The 13,384-nt window shown below is 75.3% G+C and carries 14 protein-coding genes; 3 read left to right on the top strand and 11 right to left on the bottom strand.

What is annotated here, in order from left to right:
* Positions 1-28: 28 nt before the first annotated feature.
* Positions 29-799: an HD domain-containing protein gene (locus ACY34I_RS20155; protein ID WP_462756524.1), complete on the bottom strand. Its 771-nt coding sequence runs from the start codon at positions 797-799 to the stop codon at positions 29-31.
* Between the two features lie 125 nt (positions 800-924).
* Between ACY34I_RS20155 and ACY34I_RS20150 the strand changes: the two genes are divergently transcribed.
* The gene (locus ACY34I_RS20150; protein ID WP_462756523.1) at positions 925-1,575 is read left to right on the top strand and encodes a DedA family protein; all 651 of its coding nucleotides are present in this window, start codon (positions 925-927) and stop codon (positions 1,573-1,575) included.
* Positions 1,576-1,629: 54 nt separating this feature from the next.
* Here ACY34I_RS20150 and ACY34I_RS20145 read toward each other — a convergent pair whose 3' ends face one another.
* Positions 1,630-2,337, bottom strand: a complete 708-nt coding sequence (locus tag ACY34I_RS20145) for a hypothetical protein (RefSeq protein ID WP_462756522.1) — start codon at positions 2,335-2,337, stop codon at positions 1,630-1,632.
* A gap of 131 nt (positions 2,338-2,468) precedes the next feature.
* On the opposite strand from ACY34I_RS20145, the gene ACY34I_RS20140 reads away from it, so the two are divergent.
* Positions 2,469-3,659 carry a sensor histidine kinase gene (locus ACY34I_RS20140; RefSeq protein WP_462756521.1) on the top strand — a complete coding sequence of 397 codons (1,191 nt, stop codon included), beginning with the start codon at positions 2,469-2,471 and terminating at the stop codon, positions 3,657-3,659.
* Positions 3,656-4,330: a response regulator gene (locus ACY34I_RS20135; protein ID WP_462756520.1), complete on the top strand. Its 675-nt coding sequence runs from the start codon at positions 3,656-3,658 to the stop codon at positions 4,328-4,330. The genes ACY34I_RS20140 and ACY34I_RS20135 overlap by 4 nt, the downstream gene beginning before the upstream one ends.
* Before the next feature lie 26 nt (positions 4,331-4,356).
* Here ACY34I_RS20135 and ACY34I_RS20130 read toward each other — a convergent pair whose 3' ends face one another.
* The 9 genes from ACY34I_RS20130 to ACY34I_RS20090 form a co-directional block, all read right to left on the bottom strand.
* Positions 4,357-5,364, bottom strand: coding sequence for a LacI family DNA-binding transcriptional regulator (locus ACY34I_RS20130; protein ID WP_462756519.1), 1,008 nt, complete (start codon positions 5,362-5,364; stop codon positions 4,357-4,359).
* Positions 5,365-5,456: 92 nt separating this feature from the next.
* Complete coding sequence (locus ACY34I_RS20125; RefSeq protein ID WP_462756518.1) at positions 5,457-6,227, bottom strand: hypothetical protein; 771 nt, start codon at positions 6,225-6,227, stop codon at positions 5,457-5,459.
* Positions 6,228-6,269: 42 nt separating this feature from the next.
* Entirely contained in the window at positions 6,270-6,749 is a 480-nt protein-coding gene (locus ACY34I_RS20120; protein ID WP_462756517.1) for a hypothetical protein, read from the bottom strand.
* A gap of 22 nt (positions 6,750-6,771) precedes the next feature.
* Positions 6,772-7,695: a carbohydrate-binding protein gene (locus ACY34I_RS20115; protein ID WP_462756516.1), complete on the bottom strand. Its 924-nt coding sequence runs from the start codon at positions 7,693-7,695 to the stop codon at positions 6,772-6,774.
* Entirely contained in the window at positions 7,692-8,237 is a 546-nt protein-coding gene (locus ACY34I_RS20110) for a phage tail protein (RefSeq protein ID WP_462756515.1), read from the bottom strand. Before ACY34I_RS20110 ends, ACY34I_RS20115 begins: the two co-directional genes overlap by 4 nt.
* Positions 8,218-10,962 carry a putative baseplate assembly protein gene (locus ACY34I_RS20105; protein WP_462756514.1) on the bottom strand — a complete coding sequence of 915 codons (2,745 nt, stop codon included), beginning with the start codon at positions 10,960-10,962 and terminating at the stop codon, positions 8,218-8,220. The genes ACY34I_RS20110 and ACY34I_RS20105 overlap by 20 nt, the downstream gene beginning before the upstream one ends.
* Positions 10,959-11,393 (bottom strand): GPW/gp25 family protein, encoded by a 435-nt coding sequence (locus ACY34I_RS20100; RefSeq protein ID WP_148804536.1) that lies wholly within the window; start codon positions 11,391-11,393, stop codon positions 10,959-10,961. Before ACY34I_RS20100 ends, ACY34I_RS20105 begins: the two co-directional genes overlap by 4 nt.
* A complete protein-coding gene (locus ACY34I_RS20095) occupies positions 11,390-11,728 on the bottom strand; it encodes a hypothetical protein (RefSeq protein ID WP_148804535.1) in 339 nt (112 codons plus the stop codon). Before ACY34I_RS20095 ends, ACY34I_RS20100 begins: the two co-directional genes overlap by 4 nt.
* On the bottom strand, positions 11,728-13,299 hold the full coding sequence (locus ACY34I_RS20090) for a phage baseplate assembly protein V (RefSeq protein WP_462756513.1): 1,572 nt from the start codon (positions 13,297-13,299) through the stop codon (positions 11,728-11,730). The genes ACY34I_RS20095 and ACY34I_RS20090 overlap by 1 nt, the downstream gene beginning before the upstream one ends.
* Positions 13,300-13,384: the final 85 nt, after the last annotated feature.

The following is a 13,384-nucleotide window of genomic DNA, read 5'->3' as shown; positions in this document are numbered from 1 at the left end:
GCGGGCGCTCACCTGCCCTGCACAACGGTCAATTGGCGTGGTCGAGGATGGCGCTGAAGCGTTCCTCGGCCAGGTCGAGCTGGGCGAAGATGTGCTGCTTGACCGGCGCGGACAGCGGCGTGTCCGGCCGGGCGATGAGGTCCCGGAACACCGGCACCAGGGGCCGGTACTTGGCGGCCGACCGGGCCACCTTCGGGCCCACCGTGTGGATCACGCCCACTCCGTTGTCGGTGAAGTCCGACACCTTGATCACCCGGGCCCAGGGTTCCCGGTCCAGGCTCGCCGCGACGTGTTCCCGGTACTGGACGTGCCGGTCGCGCCCCGGGTCGTAGACGGGGTTGGTGACCGCGCCGACTAGGCGGGCGACGCGCGGGCCGAACCGGTCGGCGAGCACGGCCAGCGCCGCCGCCGTCGGGTCGCCGGCGACGGCTCCAGCTCGCTGCGTGGCGGTAGGCGCGCCGAGCTGGAGTTGTTGCAGGTCCAGGCCGGCCAGCTCCGCCGGGTGGTCCTCCACCGCGTCGTGCAGCAGACCCGCGACGATCACGTCCACGTCGCGTACCTGGTAGTGGTGCATCATCCGGATCGCCACCCGCAGCAGGTGGTTGAGGTACGGCTCGCGGACCCGCCGGTCGTCGCGGTGCAGGTCGGCGGCGAGGTCCAGGGCTTCGGTCAGCCGCTCCTGCGCGGCGTCGTCGAACGCGCGGATCTCCAGTCGGAACCGCGCCAGCAGGCCCGGCTCGCCGTGGATCTCGGTGATCGCGTGCATCGGCATGGTGGCCAGGTACGCGGGGAACTCCATGGTCCACTTATAGCTGATCTTCGCTGCTGCCGTGGGTGCGTGGTCGGCCACCCGACGGCCGGCACCCGCCGTCGAAAAGCCGGTTGACCCGGCGTACGGCGGGAGCGGCGCGCGACAATCGGCGGATGGACCGGCTGCTGAACCTGCTGGTGGCGCTGCCGCCCGCGCTGGTCCTGGCGTTGGTCTTCCTGCTGCCGGCGCTGGAGGCGTCCACCTTTCTCGGGCTGGTCGTACCGGGTGAGATCGCCGTGCTGGTCGGTGGCGTGCTCGCCCACGAGGGGCGGCTACCGCTCTGGGCGGTGATCGTGGCCGCGATCGCCGGGGCGGCCGTCGGCGACCAGGTCGGCTACCTGGTCGGCCGCCGCTACGGCCAGCGGCTGCTGGACCGGGCGCCCCGGCGGTTCGTCCGCTCCGGCGAGCTGCAACGGGCGCTGGACCTGCTGCGCCGCCGGGGCGCCTTGGCGGTGGTGCTGGGCCGGTGGGCGGCAGCCCTGCGCGCGCTGGTGCCCGGGCTGGCCGGGACGAGCCACATGCCGCATCGGACGTTCACCGTGGCGAACATCGCCGGCGGCGCGCTCTGGGCGGCGACCGTGGCCGTGCTCGGCTACCTGGCCGGTGCGTCGTTCCGGCTGCTGGAACGGCGGCTCGGCTGGGGCGGCGAGGTGGTGCTGGCCGTCGTGGTGCTGCTGGTCCTCGTGCGGGTGATCCGGGCCCGCCGCGCCGCCCGCCGCGCCCGGGAGTCGTCGACCGGGCCAGAGCCGCCAGTAGGTCGGTAACGACCCCGGGCCGTCCACCTCGCCGCGCTTGCCGCGTCACCCGGCCGGTGACGGTCAGCCGGTGGGGCCGAAGAAGAACAGCAGCACCAGCGCCACGGTCAGCGACACCATCCCGATGACGGCTCGCCGGGTCGGCCTCGGCCCGTCGCGCAGCACCGCCACGCCGAGCGGCACGAGCGCGTAGCAGAGACCGCCGACGGCGATGAGCGACTGCGGCACCTCGGTGCCCTTCAACGTGCCCAGCGCGAGCGCCGACATCAGGCCGAGGGCGACGGCCCGGGGCCGGCTCAGGGCACGCGACCGGTACGCCCCCACGGCCAGCACCACCCAGCCGGTCATGATGGCCAGCGCCGGCGTACGGAAGAGGTGCCAGGCGCCATAGCTGTCGGACACGGCCCGGGTCGCCGCGTCGAGGCCCTGGACCCGGACGAGTTGGAACGCCAGGTGGTCGATGCCGCCGTGGAAGGTCCGGGTGAACAGGCCGAGGATGACCAGGCCGGCGCCCCAGGCCGCCCAGACCGGGTGGGTTCGGCCGATGATCCGGGCCAGCGCGGCCACGGCCGGGGCCAGGACGACCATGCCGGCGGTGAAGAGGCTGTACGCGGCCACCAGCAACGCGGGGTGCGCCGCGTACGCCGCGAGCTGCTGCGGGAAGAAGTAGTGGAACCGGATCCGGAGCAGGATGCCGGCGAGGACCAGCAGGGGGCCGAGGGTCAACGCGAGGCCGCCGACCCAGCGGCCGGGGAAGGAGTAGCTTGTCATGGCCCCGACGCTTCCGCAGCGGGCTGGCCGGCACATCGGACCACGGCCGGCACCCGATGGGTCGGGATGGGATCACGGTCCGATGGCCACGGGGGGACGCCGTCGCCGGGTATGACGGATAGCTTGGGCGGGTGGTCGCCTCCCGCCGCCTCCTGATCACCGACCTGGTCTGGGCGCTGGTTCTCCTGCTGCTGGTCGCTTACACCGTCACCGACCCGCCCGGCCCGGCGTACCCGGGACCCTGGTGGGCGGTCTGGGCCACCGCCGGGCTCGTCGCGCTGCCGGTCGTCGCCCGGCGGCGGTGGCCCCTCGCCGTGCTGGCCGCCGTGCTCGTGGCGGCGGCGTCGGCGACCGCTGGAGGCGTGGCCGGTGCGGGGATGCTGATGATGGAGTTCGTGCCGGCGGCGACGGCCCTCTACACGGTTGCGGCCGATCTTCCGCCGCGCCGGTCCGTTCCCGCGCTGCTGGCCGCCCTGGCCGTCCCGGCGGCCGCGATCGCGGTGTTCTACGCGGCACGGCTGCCCTCGCTGCCGACCGCCGCCGGCTCGGAGGTCCCCCTCTGGGCGCCGGGGGAGATCGGCGTGACGGGGGCCCTGCTCGCCATCTGCTGGTCGGTCGGGCGTCTCGTCGGGTGGCGCCGGGACCTGGCCGCCAGGCTGGCCCGCTCCCAGGCCCACACGGCGGTCGTCGACGAGCGACTGCGGATCGCGCGGGAACTGCACGACATCGTGGGCCACAGCATGAGCCTGATCTCGGTGAAGGCCACCGTGGCGAACCACCTGGCCGACAGCAGGCCGGATGAGGTCCGCGCCGCCCTCGCCGTCATCGAGAAGACCAGCCGGACGGCACTGGCCGATCTCCGACGCGCGGTCGGCATCCTCCGGACGGAGGGCGCCGGTGAGCCGGGCGTCGAGCTCGCCCCGACGGCGGGGCCGGCGCAACTGGCGGACCTGGTCAGCAACGCCGAAGGCGCCGGCGTACGGGTGCGGTTGCGGGTCGACGGGGTCGACGACCTGCCGCAGGCGCTCGGCCTCACCGCGTACCGCGTCGTGCAGGAGGCGCTGACCAACGTCATCCGGCACGCCGCACCCACCACGTGCCGGGTCGATGTCGAGGGGAGCGCGGGAACCCTGCGCATCGAGGTGACCGACGACGGACCGCCGGACCCGACCGGGGCTATGCCGGGCGCCGGGCGGGGACTGGCCGGCATGCGGGAGCGGGTCGCCATCTACGGTGGCAGCATGATCGCCGAACCGCGTCCCGAGGGCGGATTCCGGGTCTGCGCGCTGCTGCCCTACTCGCCGGTCGGGGAGGCGGAGTGACCGGCTCCGCCGTCCGGGTCGTGATCGCGGACGACCACACCCTGCTGCGGAACAGCTTCCGGATGCTCATCGACAGCACTCCCGGCCTGGGCGTGGTGGGTGAGGCGGCCAGCGGCGCCGAGGCGGTGACGGTGTGCCGACGGGAACGGCCCGACGTGGTGCTCATGGACATCCGGATGCCCGACGTGGACGGCATCGAGGCCACCCGGCGGATCTGCGCCAGCCCGGACACCCGGGGCAGCCGGGTGCTCATCCTCACCACCTTCGATCTCGACGAGTACGTGTTCGGCGCGCTCCGGGCGGGCGCGAGCGGGTTCCTGGTCAAGGACACCAGTGCGGCGGACCTGCTCGCCGCGATCCGGGTCGTCGCGGCGGGCGAGGCGCTGCTCGCGCCGACCGTCACCCGCCGCCTCATCGCCGCGTTCACCGCGCGGCCACCGGAACGGGCCGGGGCGTCTCCGCTCCTCGACCGTCTCACGGTGCGCGAGCGCGAGGTGCTGACCCTCATCGCGCGGGGCCGATCCAACACCGAACTGGCGACGGAGCTGTGTCTCAGTCATGGCACGGTGAAGACGTACGTCGGACGCCTGCTCAGCAAGCTCGACGTCCGTGACCGGGCGCAACTGGTCATCCTCGCGTACGAGACGGGGCTCGTGACGCCGCAGGGCTGATCCCCGCGGCCGCCGGCCCGCCGCCGTCAGGACGGGGCGGGGCCGAGGCTGTCCCGGCGGACCAGTTCGGCGGGGAGGGTCTCGATCCGGTCCCGGTCGGCGGCCGGGTCCAGGGCCAGGGCCATCGCCCGGGCGCCCAGCTCGGCCAGCGGCAGCCGGACCGTGGTCAGGGTGGGCGTCACGTCGGCGGCGATCGGCATGTCGTCGAAGCCGACCACGGAAACCTCCTCCGGCACGCGTACGCCGCGTTGCCGGAGCACGGACAGGGCGCCGACCGCCATCGAGTCGTTCAGCGCCACGACCGCGGTCAGCCCCGGTACGCCGTCCAGCAGCTCCGCGGTGGCCCGCGCCCCGGAGTCACGGGTGAAGTCGGCGTATCGGATCCGGTCGGCGGGGAGCGCCCCGTCGAGGCCGGCGGCCAGGCCGGTGAGCCGGTCGGTGGTGGTGGTCAACGCGTCCGGGCCGGCGATCACGCCGACCACCCGGTGCCCGAGCCGGCGCAGTTCCGCCCCGACCAGGCGGGCGCCCTCCTCGTTGGCCGGCAGCACCGCGTCGCCCCGATGCCGGTGCCGGCCGACCAGCGCCACCCGCCCGCCGGTGGCCACGTACGCATTCAGCCGCTCGTCGAGCAGCGCGTTGACGCCCGCGTCGTGGTAGCCGGACCCGGCCAGCACGATCGCGGCCACCTGCTGGGCGCGCAGCAGGTCGACGTACTCCAGCTCGCGCTCCGGGTCACGGTAGCTGTTGCAGATGATGACCAGCCGGCCCTGCTCGGTGGCGACCCGTTGCAGCCCCCGGGTCACCTCGGCGAAGTACGGGTCGGAGACGTCGTGCACCACCACGCCGACGACGCTGCGCTGCGGCCGGGCCAGCAGTTGGGCGTGCGCGTTCGGCACGTACCGCAGCTCGGCGACGGCCCTGAGCACCCGCTCGCGCAGCTCGTCGGCCACCGGCTTGCTGCTGCGGTTGATCACCCGCGACGCGGTCGCGGGAGAGACGCCCGCCCGGCGGGCGACGTCGGCCAGCGTCGCCATGCCACCCCCTTTTCTCACCCGGTCGCCGAGAGGTTATCGCAGCACCGCAAGGAGGCTGGATCGGCGGACGTCATTCTCCCCCAACCCCCGCCTCACCGCGACGGGACGGTGGGTCGGGAGGTGGTGGCGGTGGTCCGCACCGCCTTGACGATGGCGGGGACGGAGCCGACCAGCAGGACCAGCGCCCACACCGCCGCCACCACGGCGAAGACCAGCGCGCCGAGGTCGTCGGTGATGCTGACCAGGATCACCGGCACCAGCCGGTGCAGGAACTCCAGCACCACCGTGCAGACCAGGGTGGTCAGCGCCAGCAGCACCAGGCCCTTGTTCTGCAGGAAGCGCGGTTGGGCGAGCAGCAGCAGGCCGGCCCAGACCAGTTTGAGCAGCAGCACCAGGCCGAGCAGCACGGCCGCGTCGCCGACCGGGAAGAACCCCCACACCACCAGGTACGCCAGCGTGCCGAACGGCGCCGCGAGGAACAGCGAGACCATCACGGTCAGCTCGACGAAGGCCACGATCAGCAGGACCACCGAGACGATCAGCAGGACGATCGCGAAGACCAGGGTGGCCACCCCCTGCACCCGGCCCTGGATCCGGTCCGGCACCACCAGGCTCAGGCTGAACAGCCCGGTGGTCCAGAGCGCCACCACGTCGATCAGCGCCAGGTAGCCGGTGCCCCGGCCGGCCGGCTCGGTGACCATCCCGACCTCACCGAGCTCCACGCCCAACTGCCCGGCGCTGTCCCGCAGCGCGCCACCCGCGTCCCCGCCGCCGGTGAGCAGCGCCGCCCCCAGCTCCAGCCCCACCACCAGCGCCACCGCGAGCAGCGCCAGCAGCAGGAACGGTTTGCGCAGCTCACCCATGACGTGCCTCCCTCCCGGGTCCCGCCCGGCGCGTCCGTCCGATCAGGACCGGGCGACGGTGACCGTGCATCCGTCACCTCCCGGGCAGCGCAGGGTGACCTCGGTGGCCCGGTCGACGGCCACCTTCGCCACCGCCGCCGTACCGTCGTCGCCGGGGCTCACCTCGTCGTGGACGGTGACCTCGGCGTCCCCCGGTGCGGGCGCCGTCACCTCGAACGCCGCCGGGCTGCGCAGCACCAGGGTGCGCAGGCCGCCCGGGTCGGCGACCCGCAGCAGGCAGCCGGTGCGGAAGGTGACCACCGTGCCGTCGGCGGAGGCGGTCGGCGGTGCGGCGGGCGGCGCGCACGCGACGGTGACCGTGGCCGGGTCGACCGTGGCCGTGCCGCCGCCCAGCCCGCTCAGCCAGCCCGGCCGGGCGGTCGGGTCCCCCCGGTCGTGCCGGCCCCCGCCGACCGCGATCAGATAGAGCGCCACCAGCAGCCCGCCCAGCGCCGCCAGCAGCAGCTTCTGCCACCCGCTCATGGCCGATCTCCGCTCATGGCGCTCACGGCTGAATGAGCTGGGTGAACCGGAGCTGGTCGACGCCGGCGTAGTAGAGGTCGGTGGCCTGCGTCTTGCTCACCGCCACCAGGGTGACCTGGTGGGTTCCCCGGTTCAGGGTGACGGTGCCGACGTCGATCCAGTCGGTCTTCACCACGGTCGGGGTGAAGCCGAAGAAGGTGTTGCCGACCTGCCGGCCGTCCACCAAGAAGATGGTGTTGGCGTAGTCGTACGACGTGGTGCGCACGGTGGCGAAGCGCCAGGTCCCGTCGACCGGGAGGTTCACCGTGACGGTCACCCGGTCGCCGATCGTCCGGCCCTGGAAGAACAGCTGGGCGTCGCCTGACCAGGTGACGAGGCAGCAGTTCCGCTGCTCGATCACGGTCGCCGCCACCGGGCCGGCCGACTGGACCACCGCGCCCGGCACGAGGCTCTCCGCCTCCAGGGGCACCACCTGGGCCCGGGGCGGCGGAGGCGGCGCGTCACCGCCGCGGGTGACCAGCCACCCGACCACCCCGGCCACCACCAGCACCAGCGCCGCCGCGGCCGCGAGCCACGGCCACGGCGTGCGCTTGGGCGGTACGACGGCCTGCACGTCGTAGGTCACCCGCCCACTGGACCGGGAACTCTCCTCGGGTGCGGTGTTCGCCGAGTACGCGAACCCGGTCATGTCGTAGCGCCGGGGTGGGGTGCCGGGTGGCACGGTGAGCCGGACCAGGAAGGAGACCGAACCCTGCCCGGGCACCACCCGCTGCGGCTCGGCGACGGTGAACCAGGCGCGCTGGCTGCCCTCGCCGGGCGCCACGTCGAAGACCACGATGTCCGGCGCCGCGCCCGGGTTGGAGACGGTGAAGGTGAGCTCACCGCTGTTGCGCACGTCCAGGGTGAACTGCTCGGCGGCGGCGACGACCGCCCATTCGGTGGTCATGACGGCTCCTCTGCGGACGGCACGGACGGCGGGGACGGGACGGCGGTGACGATCTCGACGGTGACGGCGGCGGGTTTCTCCGCCTCGACGATGCGGGTGATCACGGCGAGCTGGTCGGCGGCGGCCGGTGGCACCCGGACCACCACGTGAAACGGCCGGTCCGCCGGCTCCTCGAGCAGGAAACCGGTCGCCCCGGTGGCCAGTTCCAGTGCGGTGCGCATCCCGTACGGGGTGCCCCGCCAGCGGGCCAGCAGCGCGCCGTGCGCGACCAGGTCCCGCAGCCGGCCCAGCGGCAGCGGCAGCGGCGCGTCCGCCCGGGGCGTGGCGACCACGTGGTCCATCGCCACCCAGCGGGTCAGGTACGCGACGAAGCCGTCCCGGGTCCGGTACGGCGCGAAGAGCGCGTCGACGTCGGCGAGCACCGCCTCGTCCGGGGCGTGCAGCGCCTCCATCACGTCCAGCAGCGCGCCCAGCACGCTGCCCGGGCCGGCGGCCCGCTGGTACGCGGCGGGCAGCAGCCGCTCAATCGCCGTTCGGCGCATCCTGCCGCACCACCTCGATGTCGTGCTCGCCGGAGCAGAGCAGCCAGGTGCCGGGGACGGTGACCACGTCGGCGGTGGCCTGGTTGGCGCTGGCCGTCCAGTCGGCCGCGTCGCCGGTGCGATACACGCCGCGCTCCCCGCCGGCGAGGATCAGGCGGTCCGGCCCGCCGGTGGCGGCGATCGCGTCGACCGGGACGAACCGGGTCCGGTCCCGCAGCGGCAGCCCGCAGTTGACCATCACCGGCTGCCACTGCGGCTGGGCGGCCAGGGTGTCCAGCCGGACCACGCCGCCGCTCTGCGTGGCGGCGACCGCCAGCGTGCCGCTGAACGCCAGGTCCCGGCAGGTGCCGCCGATCCAGCCGGCCTGCACGGCCTGCCACTTGACGTCCGACTCGAACAGCCGGGTGCGGTGGCAGCCCTGCCCGGGCTTCTTCGGGTCCGGCTCGCCGGCCCCGCACCACAGCAGGGTCGCCGGGCCGTCGTACTGCACCGCGAGGACCCGGTTGTCTACGTTGGCCAGGCCCACGTGGGCGAAGGTGCCGGGGCGGCCGGCCGCGGTGGACAGGTAGACGCCGAAGCCGGCCTGGGCGGCGACCGCCACGCCGGGGGCGCCGCGCTCGGAGACGAACGCGCGGACCGCGTAGAAGCCCCGGTCGGCGTCGGCCGGGTCGACCAGGATCTGCAGCGGCACCGACCCGGGCAGCAGGGAGACCTCGTACAGGCCGGCGTCGGTGGCGAGCAGCAGCGCGCCCGCCCCGTCCCGGTCGATCCAGGCCAGATCCTGCACCCGGGAGTCCAGGTCGGTCAGCAGCGTCCAGGTCTCGCCGAGGTCGGTGCTCAGCCGGACCCGGGAGCCGCCGGCGTCGCGGGCGGTGACCACGGCCACCGAGCCGGCCCGGGGCACGACGCCGGGGCGTACCGGGGCGGGGGCGGGGACCACCCGGACCACGGTCTCGGCGTCGAACCGGCCGGCCGGCTCCCAGCCCGCCCCGGCGTTGGTGGAGCGGAACAGCACCGGGCCGCGGCCCGCGTACCAGGTGCCGGGCTGGTACTGGTCGACGGCGACGGTGCGCACCTGCGCGTCGGGCGCCTCGTCGACCACGAACCGGACCGACTCGACGTAGCGCACGCCCGGCTCGGCGTGCTCCAGCATCCGGTACACGTTGGACGCCCGCAGCGGCTCGCCGAACGCCCAGCCGGTCGGGTTGAGCGGGGTGGGCAGCGGGCTGAGCGTCTGGTGCAACCGGTCGTGGATGCGGCCGCGGACCGCGTCGACGTCCTCCTCCCGGCGGACCACCACCCGGGCCCGGATCGACACGGCCTTGTAGCGGGCCCAGCCGGCCCGGACCGCGGTGCCCAGGGCCCGCCGCCGGTCCAGGTCGGCCTCGACCCGGCGGCGGGCCTCCTCCACCTCGTGCTCGCGCAGCACGCCCACCGGCAGCCGGCCGCCGGGGCGGGCCTGCTCCGGCACGTACGGCACCAGCACCACCTCGACCTCGCCGGGCCGGGCGAAGCTGTAGACCGCCGCCCGGGTGAACGCCCGCGCCCGGGCCACCGCTCCGGAACCGGCGGCGAGGATCTCGTAGTCGCGGGCGGTGACCGCGCGCTGCTGGGCGAAGAACTCGTACGGCCCGCGCGTGAGGGCCGACTCCAGCGACTCCAGGTCCCGGCCCCCACCGGCCGGCTCGGGGTTGTCCACCCGCAGCCCGGGCAGCGGGTCCCGCAGGCTGGTGAGCGTCCCCGCGGCCACGTTCCCGGCCGGCCCGCCGCCGCACCGGTACCAGAGCCGGATCTGCCGTCCGGCCGGCGGCACCGCCGCCACGGTCACCAGGCCGCGCGGCGCCCGTGCCGCCTCGCCCGGGCCGCCGGCCGCCGGCCCCGCGCCGCCCCCGGCCGCTGCGTCGCCGGTCGCTGGGCCGCTTCCGGTCGCCGGGCCGTCGGTCCCCGGGCCGGGCGCCCCCTCGACGTCCGGGCGGTCGCCCGGCCCGGTCTCCGGCCCGTCCGGCGGGCGCAGGTCCAGCGCGGGGGCGAAGGTGACCACCCCGGAGGCGCGGTCGACCAGGTAGACCTTGGCCTGCGGGCCGACGCCGGCGAAGCTGTCCACCGGCCGCCAGATCTCGTATGTGCGTCCCTCGTGCTCCCGGGCGGCCGCACCCAGCTCCACCGAGCCGGTCGGCACCTCCACCCCGAGCAGCAGGTCGAGCGCCTCGGCGGTCCGGGTCAGCGGCGCCCGGGCCGCCCGGAACACCTGGCCGGCCTGGCCGGTGCCGACGCCGAGCAGTTCCGCCTCGACCGGCTCGCAGTGGTGCATGCGTACCGTCACCTCGGTCTCCCCCTCGGGGAGCAGGGCCGGCTCGGTGGTGACGAAGACGACCGGCCGGGGGTCGGCGCCGCGGGCGGCGGCGACCCGGGTGCCGGCCGGGACGCGGACCGTGCCCCGGTCCGGGCCGGTCCGGCTGAACCGGACGTCCGCCCAGGCCGCGGTGGGCGGGTGCCGGGCCACCCCGAGCAGGTTGAGGAACGCGACGTACGCCTTCTCCGGCAACTGGTTCAGCCGGTAGATCATCACCTCGGTCAGGTAGGCGAACGCCTCCAGCAGCGCCATGCCGGGGTCGTGCGCGGAGAGGTCGGTCCAGTCGGGGCAGGACCGGCGGATCCGCTCCCGCGCCTCGGTGACCAGGTCGAGGAAGGCGCGGTCGTCGAGGTGCGGCACGGGCAGCGTCATGACGTTCCCTCCTCGCCGGGGTCGTCGGCGGGCAGCAGATCGACGGAGAAGACGAGCTGGCCGGGGGAGAGGCTGGCCCGGACCCGGTAGTCCAGCCGGATCACCAGGCGCCACGGGTCGTCCGGGTCGGGTCCGGCGTCCACGTCGATCACCTCGACCCGGGGCTCCCAGCGCCGGATCGCCTGCCGCACGTAGTGGATGGCCAGGCCGGCGGTGGTGTCGTCGTTGGGCGCGAAGACCAGCCGGTGCAGCCGGGAGCCGTACCCGGGGCGCATCAGCCGCTCGCCCGGCGTGGTGGACAGCAGCAGGTACAGCGCCTGGCGTACCGTCTCGTCGCCCTCGGTCATGGCGAGCCCGCCGGCGGCGGTCAGCGCGAGGCCGCCGGTGCGTCCCGCGTCGAAGCCGGCGCCGACGAAGCGGAAGGCCCTCATACGTCCGCCTCCAGGAAGCTCTGCCGCGGGTCGCGGACGGTGTGGTGGACCAGCCCGGGCGGGGTGCCGTCGGTCAGGCCGTCCAGGTTCGACAGCACCACCCGGTGGCCGTCGACCCGCAGCCAGGTGCTGTAGCCGACGGTCACCTGCAGCGTCTTGGCGCAGGGCTTGATGACGGGGCCGTAGTTCGGGCAGGCGGTGATGTCCCGCCCCTCCGGGTCGGTCGCCACCAGCACCGGGACACCCTCGACGGTGACCCACTGCTGGGAGGCGCGGTTGGCGACCCGGCCGTCGTGGTCGCAGGTGATCAGCGAGTCGCGGTGGATCCAGCGCATCAGCCACCTCCGTGGGCACGGGCGAGGGCGCGGGCCTGCGCCGCGGCGGTGTCGGCGTCCTCGGCCGCCTCGGCATGCCGGAAGTCGACGGTCCGGGCGCGGACCACCATGGCCCGGCCCGGCGCGGAGAGCACCAGGTCGCCGGCCGCGTGCACGGTGGTCAGCTCGGGCCGCAGCTCCACGAAGCTGCCCGCGTCGGTGGCCAGCCGCAGGGTGCGCCCGTCGTCGTCGATGACGATCGACTGGCCGGTGCCGGTCCGCATCGACCAGCGCCGGGACCGGCCGTCCACGATCCCCGCGTCGTACGGCTCGACGGCCCCGAAGAGCGAGCCGAGCACGATGCCCGCCGCCGGTTCGCCGCCGGGCAGCGCCACCAGCACGGTGTCCTCCGGGTCGGGCAGCGCCACGATGCCCTTGCCCCGGCCGGCGCCCGGGCAGACCACGGCGAGCCAGCCCGCGTCCAGATCCCCGTACGCGGGCAGCGTCACCCGGACCCGGCCGAGCCGGTCGGGGTCGTCGACGTCGGTGACCGTGCCCAGGGTGACCGTGGCCGGAGCGGGCGCGGCGGCCGGCGGCGGCTCCGGCGGGACCGTGGAGAACCGGGTCAGGTGGCCGTTCGCGTCGACCGTGTGCACCACCTCGGTGAGTACGTACACCCCGGCGACCGGCGCGGGCACGCCGGCCAGGGCGATCTGCCGGCCGGGCCGCAGCGCCGGGTCGCCCTCGGCCGTCCCCGCCGCGGTGACCAGCGCGGCGACCCGGGCGTCCAGCCCGGCCTGAGCGAGGGCGGCGAGTTCGTCGTCGCTGCGTCCCGGCTGGTCCACCGCGGTCCGCACCCCGTCCGCGCCCACCTCTCCCGGCTCGGGCCGCAGCGGGATACGCCGCCCGGAGCGGGCCGCGTCGGCCTGCTGGCGCAGCGGCTCGGCGCGCTGCGGATGCCAGCCGAGAGCGGCGCACTCCGCACCGGCCCGGTCCAGGTTCTCCGCGATCCGCAGCGCGTGGACGGTGTCGCCGAGGGTCAGCGGGACCGGCTCGCCGTAGCCGTCGAGGGTCAGCAGCCGCAGCCGGTCACCGTCGACGGCCAGGTGCAGGCCGGCCCGGCCGGCGACCTCGCGGAGCAGGTCGAGGTCGCTGTGCCGGTGCTGGAGCAGCCGGTCCAGCCGGGGCCCGTCGGTCTCCGCGTCGACGGTGAGCCCGAGGTCGGCGCAGAGCGCCCCGGCCAGGTCGGAGGCGGTCACCGCCTCGAAGACCCGCAGCTCCTGCCGTTTGCGCAGCCGGTGCAACGGGTCGTACGCGCGGATCCGCAGCAGGGCGACCCCGTCGGCGGCGTAGTCCACCTCGACGGCGGTGACCTCGCCGGTGAACAGGGCCTCCGGCTGACCGTCCAGCCGCAGGTCGAGGGTGGCGCCGGGGCGCACCGGGGGGTCGAGGGCGGCGGCGCCCGGCCCGGTGGCGAGGGTGAGCTCGCACTGGGTCGGCTGGTCGAGGCGGGCGGCCACCCGTACGCCGCGCAGCCGGCGGGGGTCGGCCAGCGGCGTGCCGTCGATCGTCACGGTGGCGGCCCGGTTCACGCCGCACCACCCGTCGCGTCGCCGCGTTCCCGCGCGGCGTGGCGTCCTGCCCGGCCGGCGGGCCGGGGTGCGGCAACGGCGCGGG

The organism is Micromonospora sp. RTBAU3-60 (assembly GCF_054963695.1).
The sequence above is the reverse complement of the archived record's forward strand: the minus strand, read 5'-3'. Positions and strand labels throughout refer to the sequence as shown.